Genomic DNA, 21,175 nt, shown 5'->3' with positions numbered 1-21,175 from the left:
CCCTTTTAAGGGGCATTTTTTTCAATTGATAACAATAATAAAAGGAGTTCAAAATGGTAAATTTGGCACTGTTTGGCGCGGGCCGTATTGGCCAAATACATGCGGCGAATGTGGCGTTAAATGCAAACTGTAATTTGCGCTATGTCGTAGATATGAATGCGGAAGTGGCTCAACAAACAGCAGATAAATACGGGGCCAAGGTTGCAACTCTTGATACAGTCTTTGCTGATGAAACAGTTGATGCAGTACTGATTTGCAGTATTACTGAAACCCATGCCGATTTGATTGAACGAGCAGCTGTTGCCGGTAAAGCCATTTTCTGTGAAAAGCCTGTAGATCTTTCTATTGATAGAGTGAATGCGTGTTTAGCGTTAGTAAAAGAGCATCAAGTCCCACTTATGATGGCGTTTAATCGCCGTTTTGATCCTAATTTTGCGCATTTGAAAAATGTGCTCGATTCTGGTGAAGTTGGAAATATTGAGATGTTGACGATCTCTTCACGTGATCCTTCAGCTCCGCCAGCCAGCTACATTAAAAGCTCTGGTGGACTGTTTCGTGATATGACCATACATGACTTTGATGTCGCCAGATGGTTGTTAGGAGAGGAGCCTATTTCGCTTTATGCCAGCGCTTCAGCCTTAACAGAAGACTATGTAAAAGACTGTGGTGATGTGGATACCGCCATCATCACCCTGACCTGTAAGAGTGGTAAGATGGCTGTGATTACCAATAGTCGTCGAGCGACTTATGGCTATGATCAACGTGTGGAAGTGCATGCTAGCGGTGGTATGTTAAGTATTAATAATGTTCCTGAAAGTACATTATCGATCGCCAATCAACAGGGCATGAGCTCACAAAAGCCTATGGCTTTCTTCCTCGAGCGCTATGCTGCAGCTTATCGTCATGAATTAGATGCCTTTATTCAAGGGATTGTATCAGGCGAGGTAAATTATCCAAGCGGTGATGATGGGCGTAAGGCGTTACTAATGGCCGATGCGGCGGTGAAATCTTTGCAAACGGGCGAGGTACAGTCTTTGAATCTCACGGCAGAATAACGAAAGCAAAACAAAAAAAGTGGCCTGCGGGCCACTTTTTTTTCATTACTGGAAAAGAGAAACCATCATCCACTCTAACGTGCAAGTAAATGATGGTTTAAAGCTATTTCATGGTCGGCATAGAAAATTCAGCGCCAGCTCTTAGTCCAGTTGGCCAGCGTGCTGTGACGGTTTTCATACGAGTATAAAAACGTACGCCATCTGGGCCATGCATGTGCAATGGGCCAAACAAAGAGCGTTTCCACCCCCCAAAACTGTGAAAGGCCATGGGAACAGGTATTGGCACATTGACCCCCACCATACCCACCTGAACGTTTTCACAAAATTGTCGAGCCGTATCGCCATCACGGGTAAAGATTGCCGTACCGTTCCCGTATTCATGTTCATTAATCATGGTGAGCGCTTGCTGATAAGACTCAGCACGTACAACGCATAACACGGGGCCAAAGATTTCCTCTTGGTAAATACGCATGCCGGGTGTGACATGATCGAATAAACTTGCACCAACAAAGTAGCCGCGTTCGTGACCTGGGTAAACAAAATTTCGCCCATCTCGGATGAGGCTGGCACCTTCCTGCTCTCCTAGCGTGATGTAGTCTTTGATTTTTGCGCAATGTTGTTCAGAGATAACCGGCCCCATGTGAGCTTCTTCTGGTAAACCTAAACCGGGCCCAACCCGTAGACGGTCGATTTCATCTGCTAACTGGCCGACGAGGCGATCAGCGACCTCATCGCCAACACACACAGCCACTGATATCGCCATGCAACGCTCTCCTGCAGAACCGTATGCGGCGCCCATTAAGGATGCAACAACTTGATCAGGGTCTGCGTCTGGCATCACCAACATGTGATTTTTGGCACCGCCTAAAGCTTGTACACGTTTACCATGCGCGGAGGCGGTGGCATAAATGTACTCGGCAATTGGTGTGGAACCAACAAAACTAACGGCTTGAACGCGCTCATCGGTTAACAACACATCAACGGCCTCTTTATCACCATTAACTATATTAAAGACACCATCAGGCAGGCCTGCTTCCGTGAGAAGCTCCGCTAACCTAAGTGGTACAGATGGGTCTTTCTCGGAGGGCTTCATGACAAAGGTATTGCCACAGGCAATGGCGACAGGAAACATCCACATGGGAACCATCGCAGGGAAGTTAAAGGGTGAGATGCCAGCACAAACACCCAATGGCTGCATGAGTGAGAAGCTATCAACGCCACGACCAACATTAAGGCTGTGTTCTCCTTTTTGTAGGTGTGGGATACCACAGGCGAACTCTACAACTTCTAAGCCTCTGGTAAGTTCACCACGAGCATCTGAAAATACTTTGCCATGTTCTTGGCTGATCAATGTGGCGATTTCATCGGCATGTTGCTCAAGTAGTGCCTTAAATTTAAACATCACTCTGGCACGGTTGAGAGGCGTGACCTGACTCCATTGAGAAAAAGCGGCCTGTGCAGAGGCGATTGCCTCACGGGTTTCTGCTTGGTTTGAAAGGGATACTTGGCAACTTTCATGGCCCGTTGCTGGGTTAAAAACGGAACCATAACGACCACTGTTTGACGGGACGGTTTGTCCATTGATGTAATTTCCTAATCTACGCATGTTCTTTCCTATTCGATTCGTGATTAATAACGTTCATTGGCGTGGCACTATTACGAGCCGTTTCGTGCTTGCCAGTAATTCACCAGCTCAAGGTAGTTGTTGCGAATGGCCTCGATAAACTGCTGATCAGAGATTTGGTTGGCTAACCACTGCTTGCTTGGGGTACTAAAAATAGAGCGGCCTACGGCAAAACCTTTACAGATTGGGAAGTTTGCACTGGCTGAAAAACCGGCTTTTAATTCCGCCATCGGGGCATCTAACCCCAACATCACAACACCTCGACAATGGGCATCATAATGACTAATGATGTCGCTAATCTGTTGCCAGCTTTGAGTGGTTTGGGGGGGGAGTTTCCACCAGTCAGGGCGTACGCTCAGTTGATAAAAACGTTCTAAACTTTGCGCGAACAATGCTTCGGATACCGTTTTATCCTTGGGTGGAATAATCTCTAAAAGTAACTCATGGCCCGACTGGCAGCAGGCGTTATAGAGCTCAACTATCTGCCTTTCTTGGGTGTCACGAAGGGCAATTTCATCCTGCGGGTGATAAAACACCAAGCATTTCACAATATGTTCTTTAGGCCAGTGTTTGAGACGGGAGCCTATGCTGCGTCCGCCTTCTAATTCGAGTGGACGAGAACCAGGTAGCTCCACGGGACGGCCTATCCATAAGCCTCGGCCTGTTACATCGTTTAGCGCGGCTTGCCCATAGGTGTCATCAATTAGGACCCCTTGTTGACTGCTGCCGACACTATCTTTAGCCGATTCGAGAGCCGCGACCATGAGTTGTTTCAGTTGGCTAATACGGGCAGGGTCTGCACCGGCTTGTTGAGCCATATCGAACAATTGCATGCGATGGTCGAAAGCCAGAATACACAGATCTTGCCAGTCATAGGGCAAACGTTCTGTGGTCACTCGATGAAGGTGGTTGAGTTCAGGGTCTAAGTCAGGACGGGGTATTTCATGAGCACGGGCAAGGTAGTTATCAAGCTCTTCCGCACTAGGTATGGCGGGAGCACAACCATGTCGAGAAACGACTAAGGCGCCGCACGCATTAGCATAGGCACAACATTGTTGTGGGGATTCTCCCGCGATCCAACCGCGTAAGAAACCACTCATAAAGGCGTCGCCAGCGCCTAAAACATTCATCACATCAACTTGTACTCCGGTATGCAGTATAAAATCTGTCATATGCTTTGGTATCGCACCTTCTAATACCGTACAACCTTGTGACCCTAACTTTAAAACAATTGTCGCAGCACTCAGCTTGCGAATGTTTTGTAAGGCACTAATGGTATCTGTGCTGCCACCTGCGATATGAATTTCTTCCTCTGTACCAACAATTAGATCAAAATCTGCCAGAATTGTTTGCAGGTGGGCAGTGACCTTGTCATTGGAAATAAAACGCGTTTCGCCATCTCCAGGGGAGGTTAGCCCCCATAGTACTGGGCGATAGTCTATGTCTAAAACTCGCTTAGTATGTGCCGCTTTTGCAAAACTTAGCGCCTGCTTACTGGCTTCAAAGGTTTTGGCTGTAGAAAAATGGGTACCGGTAATCAGTAAGGCTTTTGCTGAAGCGATAAAATCGTAATTAAAGTCATCTTTGCAGACCGCCATATCTGCACAGTCGTTACGGTAAAAAATAAGCGGAAAGGTATCCTGGTCTTTAATGCCGAGTACGACTAAAGCGGTGAGTCGTTCTGGGTCTGTGACTACATGGCTGGTATCGACACCTGCGCGTGCTAATTCTTCTCGTACAAAACGCCCCATGTGCTCGTCACCGACACGGGTGAGCATGGCGCTTTTTAAGCCCAAGCGTGCCGCCCCAAAGGCAATGTTGCCAGAGGATCCGCCAAGGTATTTTGCGAAGCTGGTGACATCCTCTAGGCGACTACCCACTTGTTCTGAGTACATGTCTACAGCAGCGCGTCCAAGGCAAATTAAGTCTAGATTTTTTTCTGTTTGCATGGCTCCTTCCTTCTTCTTGTTATTGTGTATTTTTACAGAATAGAATATTTGTTCTAAAAAAACAATATTTGAAAAATATATTCTTAAAACGCACGCAAAAAGAGTACGAAGCATTTATAGCTGAGTACTCTTGTCGGGAATAGGAGTCGCTGAAGGCGCGAGTAGGTAAGGGCTGGTATTGAAGGGCTAGCTTAACGGGCGGCTAACGTGCATAAAAACTATTCAGAACCTTTGTCAGCCTGTTTTTGTTCAAATTTATAAAAGAAATTCCACACACAATAAGCGCTAACTCCTAATGCAATAACGCCCCAGAATGCTTGACCTGACCACCATTCAAGGGCAGCCCAAGCAAAGCAAAAGAGGGTGGCGGTGATGCGTCGCCATTTGGGTTGAAAAAAGTCATGGTCGGTTTGTGTCATAGGAAAATCCTGAATATCTAAGAGGGGTTTTGGCTAGGGGCACAAAATACATTGGCTTGAATGGCACTTAAGGAAGCGCTCCCTAGACATCAGCTAAGACTCTAAGTTAGAATTTTTATTCTAAAAATGCAATTTCTAATGCATTTAACCTTATCAGAGCGTGTAGCTTGCCTAATTTCGGATGGATAAATGATACCGCAACTTCCTGAAACCCTTGATGATCTCAACAATAAGATTAAACAAGCGAGTCCTACCCTTAGTAAACGTTTACGGCAGGTCGCAGATTATGTCTTAGAAGCCCCGAGGGAAGTGGCGTTTGGTACAGTGGCGACCTTATCGAAAGCGGCTCAAGTGCATCCATCAACTTGGGTACGTTTTGCTAATGCTTTTGGTTTTAGTGGTTTTAGCGAAATGCAGGGGTTGTTTCAGCAAAATTTGTTGTCACAAACGTCGAATTATCAAGAGCGTGTAAGGTTAGTTCGTAATGAATGGCCTTCTGGTGATGTTGAGGACTCTGCTCACCAGATATTAAGCCAGTTTTGTGAAGAGAATGCCCGTAGCTTAGAGCAGCTTGCCGAAAATATTTCCAAAGATGACCTAACGACAAGTATCACTCTATTGCAGCAAGCGCTTTCGGTACATATTGTCGGCGTAAGGCGTGCTTTCTCAGTGGCCAGTTATTTTGCTTATGGATTGCGCCACATTGAGCGAAAAGCGTATTTAATCGATGGTATCGCCGGGATGTTTGAAGAACAGGCTGCCGCACTTGATAAGAATGATGTGTTAATCGTCGTGAGCTTTGCGCCCTACGGAGAAGAAACCTTAAACGTCGCTAATCTAGCGGCACAGAAAGGCGTGCCTTTGATTGTGTTGAGTGACAGCCATAGTAACCCTTTAGCCTCAATGGCGAAGGTCAATTTTGTGGTAAGAGACGCGCAGGTACAATCTTTCCGGGGCTTATCGTCATCTATGTGCTTGGCTCAAGCTATTATTATTGGCTTGGCTCATGCCCTAGAAAAAGAAAATGCCAATGGATAACGAGTTATCTACACTGGCATTCTTGTGACTATTTCATACACAGTAACTACTGACTTTTGGTTTTGCTATTACCAAGAGAGATATGACGAGACCCTGTCAGTTGAGATTGGCCGCTAACACCTGTATCAATTTTGTCGATTTGGCCACCGCGAGCAAGGAACTCTTGCATTTGTTTTTCGATGGATTCCGAGGTTTCCGAAGCGGCAGGCTGTTTCTTCTTAGTGGCCATGGTAAAAAGTCCTTGTTGTTATACTCAATGAGTTGATTGAGCAAGGACTATACCATAATTAGACAAACTATGCTTGTTATAAGGGAACGTCTGCAATCGTGCGCCCATCTTGAAATTCTGACAACAGCTCTCTTACCTTAAGAAGACAAGGGGTGATGGCGTCGGATCAAAGGGTTCAGCAAGCGAGTAAACCAGCCAGTAAATTCTATCGGCGCATCTAGGACGGTGAGACAAATGCATTCCGCGTCCTTAGTCACAATAGGCTTGTGCTTATGGCTGGCATCACGACAGACAAAATCGCCTTTTCGATACATACCAGACTCATCCGAGAAGGCACCCTCTAAGACTAACGTTATCTCATCACCCGTGTGAGTATGGGTGGGCATGTGTGCGCCCGCTTTCACTCGTGTCAGAGAAATTTGTGGTCCACCTTTTTCATTGTGAAGCGTGGCAATTTTAAAGGATGGAGATAAGCGCATCCAAGTTAAATCATCATAGGCTTGGGTGACAAACTGCTTCAAGCTACGGGGAACTCTATAGCCTAAGTTATTCGTATGTTGAGCTTGCTGAGAGGTTGTCTGGATGTTTTTTCCTACAGTCATTGGAGCCTTCTCAGGTACTTCTTGCAAGCGCGCAAACAAGGCATTCTTTAAGCCTTCTAGGCTACGCTGCTCTTGCTTTTCATCTGTTAGAAGCTGCCCACCGAGTAATTCAAGCTTGTTTACCTGTTGTTGGCAATCTGGGCAAAGCTCAACATGCGTAGCAATACACATAGCATGAGGCAGTGTGAGTGAACCTGCGGCGTAGTCCGTCAGCATTTCTATTGAAGGGTGATGAGTAAGCATCTGGGCTACCTCTTAATATAAATAGAGAGTTTGTTTAAGGCGAGGCGCACTCGAGACTTAATCGTCCCCAAGGGCAGTGCTAAATCCTCTGCGGCTTCTTTGTGGGTTTTACCCTCTAAATAGACCTTGTATAACACCTGTCTTTGTTCACTGGGTAGTTGCTCTAAACCTTGTTCAATTTGAGTCTTATTCCGGTGATGTTGGGCGTCTTTAAACGGATCTGCTTTATCGTCGATGACATTACGCCATAAATACTCTGGATCAATATCGGACTGATGACGGCTGTTTTTTCTCAAGTAATCAATTCTGGCATTCCTCGCCAAGGTGAATATCCAAGTATTCAAGGAAGCGGCTTCGGGTTTGAATAAATGTGCTTTTTGCCAAACACGTATCATTACTTCTTGGGCGATGTCGTCAGCCATTAAGTTTGCTCCGGGTTGAGCTGCAAGACAGAACAGCCGTATCTTTGGGGCATAATGGTCAAACAAACGTCCGAGCGCTTCCTGACTTTGATGTTGAGCAACCGCAGACATGTCTTGCAAAAGACTGTGCTCGCTGGTGACCTTTGTCGCTTGCTCCATGAAGGATGTCCTCAGAATATTTATCTCAAGTATTACCTAGTATACGGCTGGTGTCGCAACTTAGATCACTCAATCAAAATAAAAAATCTCAGAAAAATATTATTCCGGTGATCCATAGCGCGGTTTGTTACGTTTAATAAATTATGGCACCTAATGTTCAAACAGGAAGCATCACCATGACTGGCCAAGAAGAAACACCGCAGCATTTATTAATAGAAGCTTTCAAAGCATTTTATCAGGATGTGAAAAACCCTCCTCTGCATCGTATTAATGAAATCTATGCTGATAATGCTTTATTCAAAGACCCTGTACATGAAATTCGTGGTACCGATAAGTTACATGCTTATTTAAGTGACATGTGCGTTAACGTAGAAAGCGGTCGCTTCGAGTTTTTGGATCAGCTGGTGAGTGAAGACAGTGCTTACATAAAATGGAACATGCATTTCACGCATCCTAAATTGGGGTCAAAAGCTATCAGTGTTCGAGGTATGACACAGGTGCAGTTCCATGAGCGTATTTACTTCCATGAAGATGTTTATGATCTGGGACAAATGCTTTACGAACATGTGCCATTTTTAGGGCATATGACCAAAATACTGAAAAAACGTATGGCGACTAGCTAATGGATGACTCAATGACACACACCACAGCGCAAGTGATTTGGATTACCGGAGCAAGTTCAGGCATTGGCTTGGCACTAACAAAAAATTATCTATCGCTGGGGCATAAAGTCATTGCCAGTGCCCGTCATCAAGGTGAGCTTACGCCATTGTTAAAAACACATGAACAGTTGAGTTTTGTTGAGTTTGACGTGTCCAACCAAGAACAGATAGGCACGGTTAGAGAGAGATTATATGAACTGACGGATCACCTGGATTGTGTGATTCTTAATGCGGGCACATGTGAATATTTTGAAGTGTCCAGTCAACAGCCTGATTGGCAAATGATGGAACGGGTCATGGCGGTCAACTTCATTGGTATGATTAACAGTGTGCAAGTGAGCTTACCTTTATTAAAAAAAGCAACAGCTCCTCATTTAGTGGGTATCAGCTCGCAATCTGTCCAAGCTGCGTTTCCACAAGCACAAGCCTATGGCGCCAGCAAAGCCGCCATGCGTTATTTCCTATCCTCATTACGCATTGATTTAAAACCATTCAACATCGATGTGACCTGCATTCTGCCTGGTTTTGTTGATACCCCGCTGACACAGAAAAACACTTTTCCTATGCCATTTATTGAGTCATCAGAGAAGGCAGCTTCACGAATAATGAGAGGTATACGAAACAGGAAGTATGAGTATGCTTTCCCGAAACGTTTATCGGTTTTACTTTGGTGTGGTAGGCATTTCCCTAAGTTGTGGCTGCGTATACTGTCACCTCAGGCACATCCAACACATTAATCATTTAGACCGTTTAAAGCTCTCAAAGTAGAAGAGACGCTAGGAAGAAAAGTATGAAGATTGCGATTATTGGCACAGGGATTTCAGGACTAACCTCTGCGTATTTATTGAACCCTCATCATGACATCAGTGTATTTGAGTCGGCCGACCGCATTGGTGGTCATACTGCTACCGTTAATGTTCCTGAAGGCGATGGGCAGCGTGCCATTGATACGGGTTTTATTGTCTTTAATGATTGGACCTACCCAACCTTTATTCGCCTAATGAATGAAATAGGGGTTACGTCCTCCGCCACAGAAATGAGTTTCAGTGTCAGCTGCGAAAATACTGGCTTGGAGTACGGAGGGAATAATCTTAATACTTTGTTTGCCCAGCGTAGTAACCTTTTAAGCTTTTCTTTTTGGTCCATGCTGAAAGACATTATGCGCTTTAATAAAGAGTCTGTTGTGGATCTTGAAAGTGGCGGATTAGATGAGTCACTAACGCTTGGGGAGTATCTTGATCAAAAAGGCTATGGGGAAAAGTTTGCACGGCATTATTTGATTCCTATGGGCAGTGCCATCTGGTCTTCAACCTTAGATGAAATGCTGAAGTTCCCCCTCGTGTTCTTTGTACGTTTCTTTAAAAATCATGGTTTATTAAGCGTCAATGATCGCCCTCAGTGGCGAGTGATTGACGGCGGTTCTTCCGCCTATTTAAAACCCCTTACGGCCTCTTTTGCCGACAAAATTCAATTGAATACCCGCATTGAAAAAGTACAACGCCATGATACTAAAGTGAGCGTTTTCTTTGCGGATGGCGATGTAATTGATTTTGACCAAGTGATCTTTGCCTGCCATAGCGATCAGGCGTTAGCTCTACTCGATGATGCGAGCCCAACTGAACAGCAAATACTGTCTGCTATTCCCTATCGTAACAATGAAGTGGTTTTGCACACGGATACAGGCTTACTGCCCAAGGCAAAACTGGCTTGGTCGAGCTGGAATTATCATCTAGGGCACGATCAAAATGTGCCCGCTACCCTCAGCTATAACATGAATATCTTGCAGCATTTAGAAACCGATATCACTTATGTGGTAACGCTGAATAAAAGTGAGTTAATTGACCCAACAAAAGTGCTGGCACGTTTCAACTATAGCCACCCGACATTTACCTTGGCTGGCAGTAACGCCCAAGAACGTTGGGCAGAAATTAATGGTGTGAATAACACCTGGTTCTGTGGTGCTTATTGGCGCAATGGTTTCCATGAAGATGGCTGCTGGAGTGGTGCTCGAGTCGCTGAGGGCTTGGGAGTGACATGGTAGTGCCTAAAGATATGAGTGCTTCGCTACACAGTGGTATTTATTCGGGTTACGTTCGTCATCGCCGCTTTACACCTCGTCGTCATGGCTTTCGTTATCGTGTTTTTATGATGTACCTAGACCTAGACGAGCTTGATCAAATCATGGGAATGAGCCCTTGGTGGTCTCTAAACCCTTGGTCATTGGCACGCTTTCGCCGTGAAGATTATTTTGGTGATAACAAAGTGAATCTCAAGCAAGCTGTATTGGCCGAAGTGAATACGCAACTAGGCAGTGAGCTAACTGGCCCTGTAAGAATGCTTACCAACTGTCGTTATTTTGGCTTCATTATTAACCCCATCACGATTTATTACTGTTTCGATGAAGATCAAACCTTACAAGCCATGTTACTGGAAGTGACGAATACCCCATGGCGGGAAAAAGTCGCTTATGTATTGAAGTGTGATGAACAATACCGCACCCAACGTATTCGCTTTGACAAAACCATGCACGTCTCTCCCTTCCATCCTATGGACCATTTTTATGACTGGCGCAGCAATGTCCCAGGGAAAAAAATCGCCGTACATATGCAAAATAAAGTGATAAATGAACCGACCAAAACCGTATTTGATGCCACTTTGTCGCTACGGCATGAAGCCATTACGTCTAAATCTATGGCCAAAGTTTTGTTTAGTTACCCACTAATGACCTTGCAGGTGTTGGTCGGTATTTATTGGCAAGCCTTAAAACTTTGGCTGAAGAAAGTCCCTTTTTACTCACATCCGGTCCATTCATCTAAGGCGACTAAGTCTTAACTTTTAGACCATTAAGGAGCATAACCATTATGAATTCTATCAGTATGAATAAAAGTAAAATGCGTTTGGAGACTTCGGGGTCTTGGTTTGATCGGCTGGCAAAAAAAGCCGTGTTAGCGATGTTAAAAAAGTTGCAAGTAGGGCATTTGACACTGGAAGAAAATGGTCAAACTTATCAATTCGGCGAGAGTCTGAGTACTGCACGTTATGTGGCACACATACAGATTTCCCACACCAGTACCTATAAGGATATTTTTCTTAATAGCAGTATAGGAGCCGGAGAGTCCTATATGAAAGGCGGCTGGACGTCTCCTGATATTGTGGCCGTTATTCGTTTAATGGTGGCTAATCTAGATTTGATCAATAAAATGGATGCCAAGCGTCCTATTTGGCAAAGACTAGGGACGAAACTGCTGCACAAAATGAATGCCAATAGTAAACAAGGCTCAAAAGACAATATCGCGGCCCACTATGATCTAGGTAATGATTTCTTTTCACTATTTCTTGATCCAACCATGATGTATTCAGCGGCCATGTACCCAAATCAAGAGGCTAGTCTAGAGCAAGCTTCGGTGAATAAACTGGAGCAAATTTGTCGTAAATTACAGCTTACCGAGCAGGATCATTTGTTGGAAATCGGCACCGGGTGGGGGGGGATGGCTATCCATGCGGCCAAACATTATGGCTGTAAAGTGACCACCACCACCATCTCTCAAGAGCAATATGACTACGCCAAACAACAGGTCGAACGAGAAGGCTTGTCGGACAAAATCACCCTGCTACTGGAGGACTACCGTGACCTAAAGGGTCAGTACGATAAATTAGTGTCCATTGAAATGATCGAAGCGGTGGGCCATGAGTTTTACGATAGCTACTTCTCCCAATGTAGCGCGCTCCTAAAACCTCATGGTGTCATGGTGATTCAAGCCATTACCATTGCGGATCAAAGATACGATTATGCCCGCCGCTCGGTGGACTTCATTCAGCGTTATATTTTCCCCGGCGGCTGCTTGCCTTCCAATCAAGTCATCGCCGACAAAATTGCTCATAAAACCGATATGCAGATCATTGCTCTAGAGGACATCACAGAGCATTACGCAAAAACCTTAGCGGATTGGCGTAGTCGTTTTCATGCGGCTCGTCGAGAGGTTAATGATATGGGCTTTGATGAGATCTTTTGTCGTATGTGGGATTTCTATTTAGCTTACTGCGAAGGGGGCTTCAAAGAGCGAGCCATCAGTACGGGTCAATTTGTCTTTGCCAAACCTCAGCACCGCTTGTCTTTGAGTTAATCGCCGAAATGAAGGTATTTCTTAATGCAGGCTTATTTCAAATACTTTGGTTTGTCTGTGTATTAGGAGGGAATACAGCGGCTTTGACGGCCTCCTTTGGTTACTTTCTCCTGCATCGCTGGTTGTTTTTACGCCAAGCTCAGGAGTGGGGGCTGATTATTATCTTTGTATTATCGGGCATCTTAATCGATGGCGGTTTACTGAGCCTAGGAATATTACAGCAGGAAGGGGCTGAGTTAGATGTGCTTGTTTTCCCCCCTTTGTGGTTGTTGTGCCTGTGGGCGGGAGTCGCCAGTTTGTTTTCTCATAGTCTCAGTTGGTTGCGAGGTAAGTACTTTTGGGCGGCCATTATGGGGTTTGTTGGGCCGGTGTGGAGTTATCTGCTTGGGGCTCAGATGAGCGAAATAAATGTATCAGGTTCTGTTTGGCAAACAGGCTTAATTATCGCATGCATTTGGATGCTGTTAATTCCTGCAGGAATATTTGCCTGTGAAAAATTAGCCCTGTTTGATAATAAGGTGTCTATAAAATGATGAAGTTTGTAACCGCTGTTAGCATGACGTTGGCTTCATTACTCGTCATGGCCGACACAGAGTTATCCAATGCGACAAGCGCTGAGCAAGTGATTGGCTCTGCCTACGATGTCAAAACCAAAGCATTGCTCTACACGGAGCATCATCAAGCTAAAACATCACATAACTATGGCATTGTCTATAAGGACCCCAAGGGACAAGTATTTGCAACGAAAACCATAGATTTCTCTGAGTCCAGTATTACACCGAGTTTTCAGCAAACAAACGATCGTCTTGGAGAGAAAATCTCAGTACAACCCTTAGAAGTTGGCTTTGAAGTAACTTATCAACAAGATCGAAAATCCCCTCAGCAGCAAAAGCAACTAGGAGCCAATTCTGCCATGGTGATTGATGCTGGCTTTGACGGCGTGATTAAACAGCGCTGGCAAGCACTTACTCTTGGAGAAGCGGTTGATGTGGACTTTTTAGCACCAACTGAACTGCGCACATTTAGGTTTCGTTTTAAGCAAACAGACTGTCTCGAAGACACAGCCCTTGGCGCCACTTGTTTTAGCTTATCGCCTCGTTCTTGGCTGGTGAAATTAGCAGTGTCGCCTATTATCGTGGCCTATAACTCGGAACAACAACTTATTCGTTTTACCGGCCGTTCTAACATCTGTGATGAGAGTGGTAAGTACCACACCGCCGATATCCATTATCAATACTTATAAATCGGACAGGAAAATAAAATGAAGAAAAGTCGCTTTATTTTGATGATCATATTCGTAGCCAGTTTACTTGGCTGTTCGAGTCCAGACATATCTGTGTATGAGAAGAATCAGCCTAAATTTTTGTTAGAGAATTTCTTTTCGGGTAAGTTAACCGCCCACGGCATTTTGAAAAATCGCCAAGGGGAGGTAATTCGTTATTTTAATGCCGACTTACTTGGTCATTGGCAATCAGGCGTTGGCCGACTTGAAGAAACCTTTTTATTTGATGATGGTGAAGAACAAGAGAGAGTTTGGACACTCACACCAACTGGAGCGGGAGGCTATATCGCTAAGGCAAATGATGTGGTCGGTGCAGGAGAAGTGAGTATGTCAGGTAATGCGTTATTCATGAATTATGAACTATTGGTGCCCTATGACGGCGATGTGGTGCAGATAAACGTGGATGACCGCATGTATCTTGTGAATGAAAAAACGGTAATAAATGAGTCTGTGATGACAAAATTTGGCTTTGAAGTGGGGTATTTAACAATTGTGATTACAAAAGAATAAGTACTAATGTTTTAACCGTCATAAAATCAGATAAATTAATATAAGTATATGTTTTTGAATGATAATTTAATTAGTACTAGTTAGTTTATTAAAACAAAATAGAGAAAAAAATATTGGTGTTATTGTCGTTATATGTAAGTATGCTAGTTAAAACATAGCACTTCGTTACAAGCGCTGTCGCATGATATCAGTTATCAACCAATACAAGGAGAAGGGTATGTTGAAAAACGTTTTTGCCTGGACACCTATTAATGGGAAATGGCTGTCGATTTATGCCAGTATAGCGTTGCTTGTATGTTTACTGATATTTCCCACTGCCCTTCATCTTCACTTAACGTCCGAATTCGAAGAAAGAAGTTCCTACGCTAGCACAGCTTTGCAGAAAAAAATGCAGACTATTTTTAGCGAGTTGAAAAACGTGGTAGACGAAGCCAATGTAGTTTGTAGTGATGCTCATATAAAGCATTTACAACGGGCAACTTTCTACTCCTCACTGATAAAGGGCTATGGTCTGTTTGATGAAAATTATAAGGTTTACTGTACATCGGATGGTCCAACGGACTTTTACATTTTCAACTCTATCATCGAAGAAATTGAAGCCAACCCTAAAAATATAACCGTATCGCTTGTGCGTTCCAAAAATTTAGGCGAGCCAACAGTTTTTGCTTTTTATGTGGGCGACAAAGGTATTGGAGCAAATGCCTTGGTGTCACCAGAGGATCTAACGGAAGAAGTCGCTTGGTGGCTGACTGAAGATTTTCCCTATCAATTAAAGGTGGGGGAAAAACTCAGTTCTTCACATAAAGATTTTAGCCAACTAAACGTCCTAGCTAATAAACAGATAGATTTTGTAGATTGGTCTTTGACCCTCGATATTGTGTTGCCAAAAACGACTTATTGGAAATACATGTATGGTCTGTTTGGCTGGATTTTAGGCTCTTGGCTCGCTTTAACCCTTCTGTTACGGGGGGGGCATTTACTGGTTGAGCAGTACCGCTGTTCTTTGGCCTTTAGCTTAAAGAAAGCGATTAAAAACGGTCAATTAGCGGTGCACTATCAGCCTATTATTACTCTGAATTCACATGAGGTTTATGAAATGGAGGCTCTCATTCGGTGGGACTCTCCTTATCATGGCTCTGTGCCTGCATTGAAAATTATTGAACTAAGTGAGCGATTAGGCTTGATGGATCAATTGACCTGGATTGTGGTTCGTAAAGTAGGTGAATTGTACCGACAGCATTCTACCTCTTTACAGAATATTCGGACGTCCGTTAATGTGGATCGTCATACTTTACTACATGAAAATTTCTTATTCGAATTAGAACATATACTTAAGGAATACCCAGAACTTATAGGTAAGTTAGGTCTTGAGGTTACTGAAAACAGTATTATATCTGATAACGAAATGAACACTATGGTAGAGCGTTTAGGTGCCATCAAAGCATTAGGCATTCATCTGTCAGTTGATGATATTGGGACGAGCTATTCAGGGTTGGATTTTTTCAGCCGTTTCCCTTATGACACTTTAAAGCTAGACCAAGTATTTATCGCCAGTTTGGGTGATGATCAGTATGCCCAACAAATATTGGTCTCTGTTATTCAAACGGCGAAAGACCTCAATATGGGATTGGTCGCTGAAGGGGTTGAGCGGGAAGATCAACTAGCAGTCATTGCTTCTTTAGGTGTGGGAAAAGTTCAGGGTTATTACTTCTCACGGCCATTGGATGAGCAGAGAATCCTAGCTTGGATAGAAGGATATGAAGCGGGTACTGTGGAGTTTGTACTTTCATCTTAATATTGAGTTTCATTAGACCATCTTTTATCCTACGCCCCATTAACTAATGTATTTTCTTTCCTGTTGTAAATTAAGGTCATTCTATGGCGACTCTCGTCTTTCGATTAAAATATGTGCCAGATGATGAAGCAGATGACATTCGTCAGTTATTAAGTGACCATGATATTGCTTTTTATGAAACCAGTGCTGGCCGTTGGCAAGTGTCATTAGCGGGTATTTGGGTAAAAGACAAAGAGCAGGCGAGACAAGCTCGGGCGCTGATTCATGAAGATCAGCAACAGCGTGCTAAGCATATGCAAGCCCCAACCCTAGGGCAGTGGCTAATAGGCTATGTGCAGCATGCACGGGAAAACCCAGCGGAGTCTTGTTTTACTCTGTTGGCTATCGTGTTGATTTTAGGCCTTTCAATCTATCCGTTTTTTGCTTGGCTATAACCCCAAGATACCGTGACTAGGCTGGATCCCAAACCATCTTTTTTATCGTGCTCTTACTCTCTTATGCTGACACTCCAAGTAAGTCGGAAATCAGGTATACTCAAGCTTTAGAATTACTGATGGCAAAGTCGTGGTATCGAAAACTAAACACCCTAAAGGTAAGCGTAATAATAAGCTAGAGCTACACGATCGTAACCCTCATCGTGCGCGTTATAACTTTGCTTTGTTAGCGGACTCTTGCCCGGAACTTTCTGACTACATAGAACTCAATAAATACGGTAATGAGTCGGTGGATTTCTCTAATCCAGATGCCGTTAAAGTTCTTAATAGAGCCTTGCTGAATCATTTCTATGGGGTGTCTTTTTGGGATATCCCTGCGGGCTATTTGTGCCCACCTATACCAGGACGAGCAGATTATATTCATTATCTGGCCGACCTTTTGGCAGCAAGCAATCAAGGGGTTATTCCGAGAGGCAAAGGTGTTCGTGTCTTAGATGTAGGGGTCGGAGCCAACTGTGTTTACCCTATTATTGGTCATCAAGAATATGGTTGGCAATTTGTCGGAGCCGATATCAATCCTATCGCTATTGCCACCAGTGAAGCCATTATAAAGTCCAATTCTTGCCTAAAAGGGAACGTGAACGTTCGCTTGCAAGTTGAGCAAAATCAAGTGTTTAAAGGTGTTTGGCAGGACAGTGAACGTTTTGACCTAACCCTTTGTAACCCGCCTTTCCATACCAGTGAAGCGGTTATGAAAGGTGAAAATCAGCGTAAATGGCGTGGTTTGAAAGACAAACCTAATGCCTCTGCTAACAAACTCAATTTCGGCGGTACTCAGTCGGAGTTATGGTGTGAAGGCGGCGAAGCAGGCTTTATTGGCCGCATGGTGAAAGAAAGTGTCGCGTTTGGTGAGCGCTGTTTCTGGTTTACCTCTTTGGTGGCAAGACAAGAGAACTTAGAGCTGATTTACAAACAACTATCGGCAGTTGGAGCCAAACAAGTACGAACGATTGAGATGGCGCAAGGCCATAAAGTAAGTCGATTCGTGGCTTGGAGCTTTTTGGCGCCGGACCAAGTTGATTATTGGCAAGATACTTACTGGTCAAACTAAAATCTAGATGAATTGAAATACAAGGGTGAATGGTTGTTATGCTTGTACTACTCAGAGCGCTGGCCCTGCTTGTTCTTATTATTTTTGTGACCCTTCTGGGCATCCTTTTATGCCTTTGCATATTGGGTTCTAAAAATCGCGTTTATTATATTGGTAAGGTTTTCCATCAAGTCAGCCGTTTGTTTGGCTTGTCGGTTGAAGGCCGGGCGAACGACATTGCCAAAACTGTGCCGCAAGCTGTGTATGTGGCCAACCATCAAAATAATTTCGATCTCTTCACTTTAGCCGCCGTGGTGCCTCAAGGTGTGGTCACAGTTGGTAAGAGCAGTCTTAAATGGATACCTTTTTTTGGTCAGCTGTATTGGGCCAGCGGTAACATTCTGATAAACCGTAACAACCGAGTGAAGGCCATTGCTACCATTGATCAAGTAGTGGCTGGAATGAAGAAGACAGGTTTATCTATTTGGATGTTTCCAGAAGGTACCCGTAGCCGAGGACGCGGCTGGTTGCCTTTTAAACGTGGAGCTTTTCATGCGGCCATCCAAGCGGGCGTTCCAGTGATACCTGTGGTGTGCAGTAACACCCACAAGCAAGTCCACTTGAATCGTTGGTCAAACGGTAAGGTGATTGTTGAGATCCTCGCTCCCATTGATACCACCAAGTTCACAGAAGGGGACGTTCAAGCACTGCTTGAAGAGTGCCAAACCCAAATGCATCAAGCCAAAGCGCGTCTTGATAAAGAACTGAAACAGACTCCTTCCTAGACAATTTAGAACCCTCAAGTTAACTCTTTAAGATGATGCTTCAAGAGGGCATTAATGGCTTCTTTTAGTGGGTGTGTTTCTGGTAGCACTTGATGGAACCAAGCGGGGTGTTGCTGGGCTTGTTTCCATAATGGACTCAGGTCTTTGGTGAGTTTTTTATGTGAGTTTTCGCTCTCTTTATTGTTTAGAATAAAGGCTTGTTGGGTGGCGTGTCCCCGTTGATCCAGATGACTCGTGAGTGTGAGTGCTCTTAGGGTAAACAAGGTGAGAGTGGCCGTGTCAGCGGTTAAAAAGTGCTGATTGGTGAGCTTGCTTTTTAGGGTGTCTTTATAGTGTTGTCCCGTTTTCCAGCCGGCTCCAATAATCGCGCCTAATGTTGTGGCTGTGCCAAGAGAAAGTCCGGCTGAAAGTACATCTATGCTCGCGCCAATGGCAGCTCCCGTCATCGCACTTGTGCCCGCTTCAATGCCCCATTCTTTTAGTGTTTCTTTAGCAAAAATATCTTGTTGCCAATGGCCGTTTTGAATCGGCATGGGGGTTGTTTGTAAATCTTCATGGCGAAACTCATATAAGGCCAGCAGGTTGTTGAGTAACTGGCTTTCCATCGCTCGAACAGTGGTTTCAAATTGCTTGGCATCTTCAGCTTTAGGCGGATAAGCATTGCACTCAAGACGCCAGCTAGCCAGTTTGATGAGGCTTTCCGTGAGCTGACCTAGAGCGAGCTGCAAGCGTTGTTGTGCCGCTTCTTCTCTATGTTTGATGAGTTTTTCAATGGTGTCGTATTGATCTGGCACTAGACTTTGTAAGCTTTGATATAAGCGTTTTTCATCTTCAAAATAGAACGCCACCGAGTCATATTTTACAAACGCATGTAAATGGCGCTGAGCCAGAATCTGCTTCCAACTATCATAGTGTGGGCTGCTATGGGCACTGAAATTTAAGATGGGAATGATGGGCTTACTGGCAGTGGCTAAGATTGATAGCTCGTCCAAATATTTGCCTAAAGGGGCTTGGCGCACATCTATCACATACAGAATAATATCGCAGGACACTAGCTGCTTGAGGGCTTTGGCTTCTTGTTCAAACGCCTGTTGAGCATAGGGGCTGTCACAAAATGCCGTGAGCCATTGGGCGCCTTGCAAGGATTGAAACTCTTCACTCTGGCGTATCTCCCATAAGGCCATGGAGTCTTCAAAACCTGGGGTGTCGGTTAAAGTGAGAAATTGCCCCGCAGATATTTCAATCTGTACTCTTTCAATATGACGTGTGGCCCCTGCTTTAGGGCTGACCGTACCAAAATCGTGACGACGCAATAGGGTTCGAATTAATGAGGTTTTGCCTGTGTTGGCATGGCCAACTACCAATAAGGATAAGCTCATATTGTCCCCTCCGTGGTCATCAAATAAAGACGAATGCCTGCTTGTGTTGCCAGTTGCTGCCAATCTTGACGATAGTCTTGGGGCGCTTCATGGTAAATGACCAACGCAAGGTCAGGGCAGGCTTGCTTAATTTGGGTGATGAACCTTTGAGTGCCTCGATCTGGGCTAGTCTGGGGATTAACTAATAGATATACCGTAGCAAGGTCCTGCTGTGCCAAAAACCTTTGTTGGGCTTGCCTATCGTTTAAAATGGTTACGGATTGTGCTGACGCCAGTGCCTTGGGTTGGGTATCCATCCATTCATATAAACCCCAGCAGCCAAGTAACGCTTGCTTGGGTAACGGGCTGGTGGTTGCAGGTTCTGCTTTATAATCGTCTGCTGTTGAATGATCGGCATCGACAATATCACTGGTGTATTGTGTGGACTGGAAGCGTTTTTGTAAGGCCTGCTCATGGCTGCTAAGCGGCAGGTAATAGCGCTTAATGCGCAGCATCATCAGGCTAATCACCGCGCCCAATACTCTGGGTAATACCCCATAAAGCAGCAAGCTTGCGAGTAACAAATTGGCCCAATGTTGGCGAGTTTGTTCGGTCTGATAACTAACCTCTACAGGACTGGCTAATATGTCGAGCTGGTTTGGAACTGCTATGCCTAATTGTTCGGGAAGCCAACTGATTAGCTCGGTTATTGTCAGAAACGCTTGCTCATCTAATAGGGTCGTTTCCCAAACAAAGGTGACTTGGTTGGTAAGTAAAAGCAAAACAGACATAAGCCACCCAGCGAGCAGATAGAGCCCCCAACCAGAATGAGACAAAACACCTAGCAGCCATTTGTTGCTGTAAGGGTGACATTGCCATTGTAAGTAGGCTGCAGACACATGAGGGCTAAGCTTTAACAAGGGGGCCAATTTATTATTCACAAAGACCAAAATACTGAGGAGAAAGCTGTTCGGTGGAGTATTGCGGAATGGACTTATGAGTAAAGAAACACACCACAAGAGTAAATTGAGACCATGCATGCCCAGTAAAATGAGCAGCAGCCAGAAAATATTCACTTGCTGATTTTGAGGACCCAATAAAGCAGAGGGTACGGCCATGGCACCAAGCAGAGCGCACAGCAAAAATAGCCCCACAACACACCGCTGAAACAGCTTGTGGGCTCGGACAAACTCTTGTTCGTATTGATGCGGCGGACTGTCTAATTGTTTAAGGGCTTGAGACAAGGAAGAGCCGCCAGTGGCCAAGCGAAAATCACTGTGCTGTTCTAAATATGCCGCCAATGCCAATTTGCCACGCAGGGAAGGAAAAGCCATTAATTGCCTTACGCTAGTTAAAAAGTGTGTTCATACTATAAGCTATTCGTGGCGTATCATA

Annotated in this window: 22 protein-coding genes; 14 read left to right on the top strand and 8 right to left on the bottom strand. The window is 44.6% G+C overall.

The window, feature by feature from the left end:
• Positions 1–53 precede the first annotated feature (53 nt).
• Positions 54–1,055, top strand: a complete 1,002-nt coding sequence (gene iolG, locus ABJF92_RS01185; protein ID WP_446814024.1) for an inositol 2-dehydrogenase — start codon at positions 54–56, stop codon at positions 1,053–1,055.
• Positions 1,056–1,158: 103 nt separating this feature from the next.
• On the opposite strand, the gene ABJF92_RS01180 is transcribed toward iolG, so the two are convergent.
• From ABJF92_RS01180 to ABJF92_RS01170, 3 genes are all read right to left on the bottom strand, one after another.
• On the bottom strand, positions 1,159–2,661 hold the full coding sequence (locus tag ABJF92_RS01180) for a CoA-acylating methylmalonate-semialdehyde dehydrogenase (protein WP_446814023.1): 1,503 nt from the start codon (positions 2,659–2,661) through the stop codon (positions 1,159–1,161).
• A 50-nt stretch (positions 2,662–2,711) separates the two neighbouring features.
• Positions 2,712–4,628 (bottom strand): bifunctional 5-dehydro-2-deoxygluconokinase/5-dehydro-2-deoxyphosphogluconate aldolase, encoded by a 1,917-nt coding sequence (locus tag ABJF92_RS01175; RefSeq protein ID WP_446814022.1) that lies wholly within the window; start codon positions 4,626–4,628, stop codon positions 2,712–2,714.
• 218 nt (positions 4,629–4,846) lie between these two features.
• Complete coding sequence (locus ABJF92_RS01170; RefSeq protein WP_446814021.1) at positions 4,847–5,047, bottom strand: hypothetical protein; 201 nt, start codon at positions 5,045–5,047, stop codon at positions 4,847–4,849.
• Between the two features lie 189 nt (positions 5,048–5,236).
• On the opposite strand from ABJF92_RS01170, the gene ABJF92_RS01165 reads away from it, so the two are divergent.
• Positions 5,237–6,085, top strand: coding sequence for a MurR/RpiR family transcriptional regulator (locus ABJF92_RS01165; protein WP_446814020.1), 849 nt, complete (start codon positions 5,237–5,239; stop codon positions 6,083–6,085).
• 46 nt (positions 6,086–6,131) lie between these two features.
• Here the strand turns inward: ABJF92_RS01165 and ABJF92_RS01160 are convergent, their stop codons facing one another.
• From ABJF92_RS01160 to ABJF92_RS01150, 3 genes are all read right to left on the bottom strand, one after another.
• Complete coding sequence (locus ABJF92_RS01160) at positions 6,132–6,314, bottom strand: hypothetical protein (protein ID WP_445977566.1); 183 nt, start codon at positions 6,312–6,314, stop codon at positions 6,132–6,134.
• Positions 6,315–6,451: 137 nt separating this feature from the next.
• Positions 6,452–7,159 (bottom strand): ChrR family anti-sigma-E factor, encoded by a 708-nt coding sequence (locus ABJF92_RS01155; RefSeq protein WP_446814019.1) that lies wholly within the window; start codon positions 7,157–7,159, stop codon positions 6,452–6,454.
• 5 nt (positions 7,160–7,164) lie between these two features.
• Entirely contained in the window at positions 7,165–7,740 is a 576-nt protein-coding gene (locus tag ABJF92_RS01150) for a sigma-70 family RNA polymerase sigma factor (protein ID WP_446814018.1), read from the bottom strand.
• Between the two features lie 176 nt (positions 7,741–7,916).
• Between ABJF92_RS01150 and ABJF92_RS01145 the strand changes: the two genes are divergently transcribed.
• The 12 genes from ABJF92_RS01145 to ABJF92_RS01090 all read left to right on the top strand — a co-directional run bounded on the left by ABJF92_RS01145 (position 7,917) and on the right by ABJF92_RS01090 (position 18,422).
• The gene (locus ABJF92_RS01145; protein ID WP_446814017.1) at positions 7,917–8,363 is read left to right on the top strand and encodes a nuclear transport factor 2 family protein; all 447 of its coding nucleotides are present in this window, start codon (positions 7,917–7,919) and stop codon (positions 8,361–8,363) included.
• An 11-nt stretch (positions 8,364–8,374) separates the two neighbouring features.
• On the top strand, positions 8,375–9,139 hold the full coding sequence (locus ABJF92_RS01140; protein ID WP_446814016.1) for an SDR family NAD(P)-dependent oxidoreductase: 765 nt from the start codon (positions 8,375–8,377) through the stop codon (positions 9,137–9,139).
• 53 nt (positions 9,140–9,192) lie between these two features.
• The gene (locus ABJF92_RS01135) at positions 9,193–10,443 is read left to right on the top strand and encodes an NAD(P)/FAD-dependent oxidoreductase (RefSeq protein WP_446814015.1); all 1,251 of its coding nucleotides are present in this window, start codon (positions 9,193–9,195) and stop codon (positions 10,441–10,443) included.
• Complete coding sequence (locus ABJF92_RS01130) at positions 10,437–11,234, top strand: DUF1365 domain-containing protein (RefSeq protein ID WP_446814014.1); 798 nt, start codon at positions 10,437–10,439, stop codon at positions 11,232–11,234. Before ABJF92_RS01135 ends, ABJF92_RS01130 begins: the two co-directional genes overlap by 7 nt.
• Positions 11,235–11,263: 29 nt before the next feature.
• Positions 11,264–12,526, top strand: coding sequence for a class I SAM-dependent methyltransferase (locus tag ABJF92_RS01125; protein ID WP_446814013.1), 1,263 nt, complete (start codon positions 11,264–11,266; stop codon positions 12,524–12,526).
• Between the two features lie 8 nt (positions 12,527–12,534).
• Positions 12,535–13,059, top strand: a complete 525-nt coding sequence (locus ABJF92_RS01120) for a DUF2878 domain-containing protein (RefSeq protein WP_446814012.1) — start codon at positions 12,535–12,537, stop codon at positions 13,057–13,059.
• A complete protein-coding gene (locus ABJF92_RS01115) occupies positions 13,056–13,769 on the top strand; it encodes a hypothetical protein (RefSeq protein WP_446814011.1) in 714 nt (237 codons plus the stop codon). Before ABJF92_RS01120 ends, ABJF92_RS01115 begins: the two co-directional genes overlap by 4 nt.
• An 18-nt stretch (positions 13,770–13,787) precedes the next feature.
• Entirely contained in the window at positions 13,788–14,318 is a 531-nt protein-coding gene (locus ABJF92_RS01110) for a DUF3833 domain-containing protein (protein ID WP_446814010.1), read from the top strand.
• A gap of 217 nt (positions 14,319–14,535) precedes the next feature.
• The gene (locus ABJF92_RS01105; RefSeq protein WP_446814009.1) at positions 14,536–16,113 is read left to right on the top strand and encodes an EAL domain-containing protein; all 1,578 of its coding nucleotides are present in this window, start codon (positions 14,536–14,538) and stop codon (positions 16,111–16,113) included.
• Positions 16,114–16,196: 83 nt separating this feature from the next.
• The gene (locus ABJF92_RS01100; RefSeq protein WP_446814008.1) at positions 16,197–16,547 is read left to right on the top strand and encodes a DUF6164 family protein; all 351 of its coding nucleotides are present in this window, start codon (positions 16,197–16,199) and stop codon (positions 16,545–16,547) included.
• A 130-nt stretch (positions 16,548–16,677) separates the two neighbouring features.
• Entirely contained in the window at positions 16,678–17,658 is a 981-nt protein-coding gene (gene rlmF, locus ABJF92_RS01095; RefSeq protein ID WP_446814007.1) for a 23S rRNA (adenine(1618)-N(6))-methyltransferase RlmF, read from the top strand.
• A 38-nt stretch (positions 17,659–17,696) separates the two neighbouring features.
• On the top strand, positions 17,697–18,422 hold the full coding sequence (locus tag ABJF92_RS01090) for a 1-acylglycerol-3-phosphate O-acyltransferase (protein WP_446814006.1): 726 nt from the start codon (positions 17,697–17,699) through the stop codon (positions 18,420–18,422).
• A gap of 14 nt (positions 18,423–18,436) precedes the next feature.
• Here the strand turns inward: ABJF92_RS01090 and ABJF92_RS01085 are convergent, their stop codons facing one another.
• Both ABJF92_RS01085 and ABJF92_RS01080 read right to left on the bottom strand, forming a co-directional pair.
• Positions 18,437–19,801: a GTPase/DUF3482 domain-containing protein gene (locus ABJF92_RS01085; protein WP_446814005.1), complete on the bottom strand. Its 1,365-nt coding sequence runs from the start codon at positions 19,799–19,801 to the stop codon at positions 18,437–18,439.
• Positions 19,798–21,114 carry a DUF2868 domain-containing protein gene (locus ABJF92_RS01080; protein ID WP_446814004.1) on the bottom strand — a complete coding sequence of 439 codons (1,317 nt, stop codon included), beginning with the start codon at positions 21,112–21,114 and terminating at the stop codon, positions 19,798–19,800. Before ABJF92_RS01080 ends, ABJF92_RS01085 begins: the two co-directional genes overlap by 4 nt.
• Between the last annotated feature and the right edge of the window lie 61 nt (positions 21,115–21,175).

Origin of the sequence: Marinomonas sp. (assembly GCF_039940335.1) — a bacterium.
Lineage (GTDB): Bacteria > Pseudomonadota > Gammaproteobacteria > Pseudomonadales > Marinomonadaceae > Marinomonas.
Note: the sequence above shows the minus strand (reverse complement) of the source record. Positions and strands in the feature narration are given on the sequence as shown.

Excerpts from the sequence above, each read along its gene's own strand:
- ABJF92_RS01135 (WP_446814015.1), top strand. The coding sequence starts at position 9,193 with ATGAAGATTGCGATTATTGGCACAGGGATTTCAGGACTAACCTCTGCG.
- ABJF92_RS01130 (WP_446814014.1), top strand. The coding sequence starts at position 10,437 with ATGGTAGTGCCTAAAGATATGAGTGCTTCGCTACACAGTGGTATTTAT.
- iolG (WP_446814024.1), top strand. The coding sequence starts at position 54 with ATGGTAAATTTGGCACTGTTTGGCGCGGGCCGTATTGGCCAAATACAT.
- ABJF92_RS01080 (WP_446814004.1), bottom strand. The coding sequence starts at position 21,114 with ATGGCTTTTCCTTCCCTGCGTGGCAAATTGGCATTGGCGGCATATTTA.
- ABJF92_RS01170 (WP_446814021.1), bottom strand. The coding sequence starts at position 5,047 with ATGACACAAACCGACCATGACTTTTTTCAACCCAAATGGCGACGCATC.
- ABJF92_RS01145 (WP_446814017.1), top strand. The coding sequence starts at position 7,917 with ATGACTGGCCAAGAAGAAACACCGCAGCATTTATTAATAGAAGCTTTC.
- ABJF92_RS01180 (WP_446814023.1), bottom strand. The coding sequence starts at position 2,661 with ATGCGTAGATTAGGAAATTACATCAATGGACAAACCGTCCCGTCAAAC.
- ABJF92_RS01125 (WP_446814013.1), top strand. The coding sequence starts at position 11,264 with ATGAATTCTATCAGTATGAATAAAAGTAAAATGCGTTTGGAGACTTCG.
- ABJF92_RS01175 (WP_446814022.1), bottom strand. The coding sequence starts at position 4,628 with ATGCAAACAGAAAAAAATCTAGACTTAATTTGCCTTGGACGCGCTGCT.
- ABJF92_RS01090 (WP_446814006.1), top strand. The coding sequence starts at position 17,697 with ATGCTTGTACTACTCAGAGCGCTGGCCCTGCTTGTTCTTATTATTTTT.
- ABJF92_RS01140 (WP_446814016.1), top strand. The coding sequence starts at position 8,375 with ATGACACACACCACAGCGCAAGTGATTTGGATTACCGGAGCAAGTTCA.
- ABJF92_RS01155 (WP_446814019.1), bottom strand. The coding sequence starts at position 7,159 with ATGCTTACTCATCACCCTTCAATAGAAATGCTGACGGACTACGCCGCA.
- ABJF92_RS01100 (WP_446814008.1), top strand. The coding sequence starts at position 16,197 with ATGGCGACTCTCGTCTTTCGATTAAAATATGTGCCAGATGATGAAGCA.
- ABJF92_RS01160 (WP_445977566.1), bottom strand. The coding sequence starts at position 6,314 with ATGGCCACTAAGAAGAAACAGCCTGCCGCTTCGGAAACCTCGGAATCC.
- ABJF92_RS01150 (WP_446814018.1), bottom strand. The coding sequence starts at position 7,740 with ATGGAGCAAGCGACAAAGGTCACCAGCGAGCACAGTCTTTTGCAAGAC.
- ABJF92_RS01110 (WP_446814010.1), top strand. The coding sequence starts at position 13,788 with ATGAAGAAAAGTCGCTTTATTTTGATGATCATATTCGTAGCCAGTTTA.
- ABJF92_RS01085 (WP_446814005.1), bottom strand. The coding sequence starts at position 19,801 with ATGAGCTTATCCTTATTGGTAGTTGGCCATGCCAACACAGGCAAAACC.
- ABJF92_RS01165 (WP_446814020.1), top strand. The coding sequence starts at position 5,237 with ATGATACCGCAACTTCCTGAAACCCTTGATGATCTCAACAATAAGATT.
- ABJF92_RS01105 (WP_446814009.1), top strand. The coding sequence starts at position 14,536 with ATGTTGAAAAACGTTTTTGCCTGGACACCTATTAATGGGAAATGGCTG.
- ABJF92_RS01115 (WP_446814011.1), top strand. The coding sequence starts at position 13,056 with ATGATGAAGTTTGTAACCGCTGTTAGCATGACGTTGGCTTCATTACTC.
- ABJF92_RS01120 (WP_446814012.1), top strand. The coding sequence starts at position 12,535 with ATGAAGGTATTTCTTAATGCAGGCTTATTTCAAATACTTTGGTTTGTC.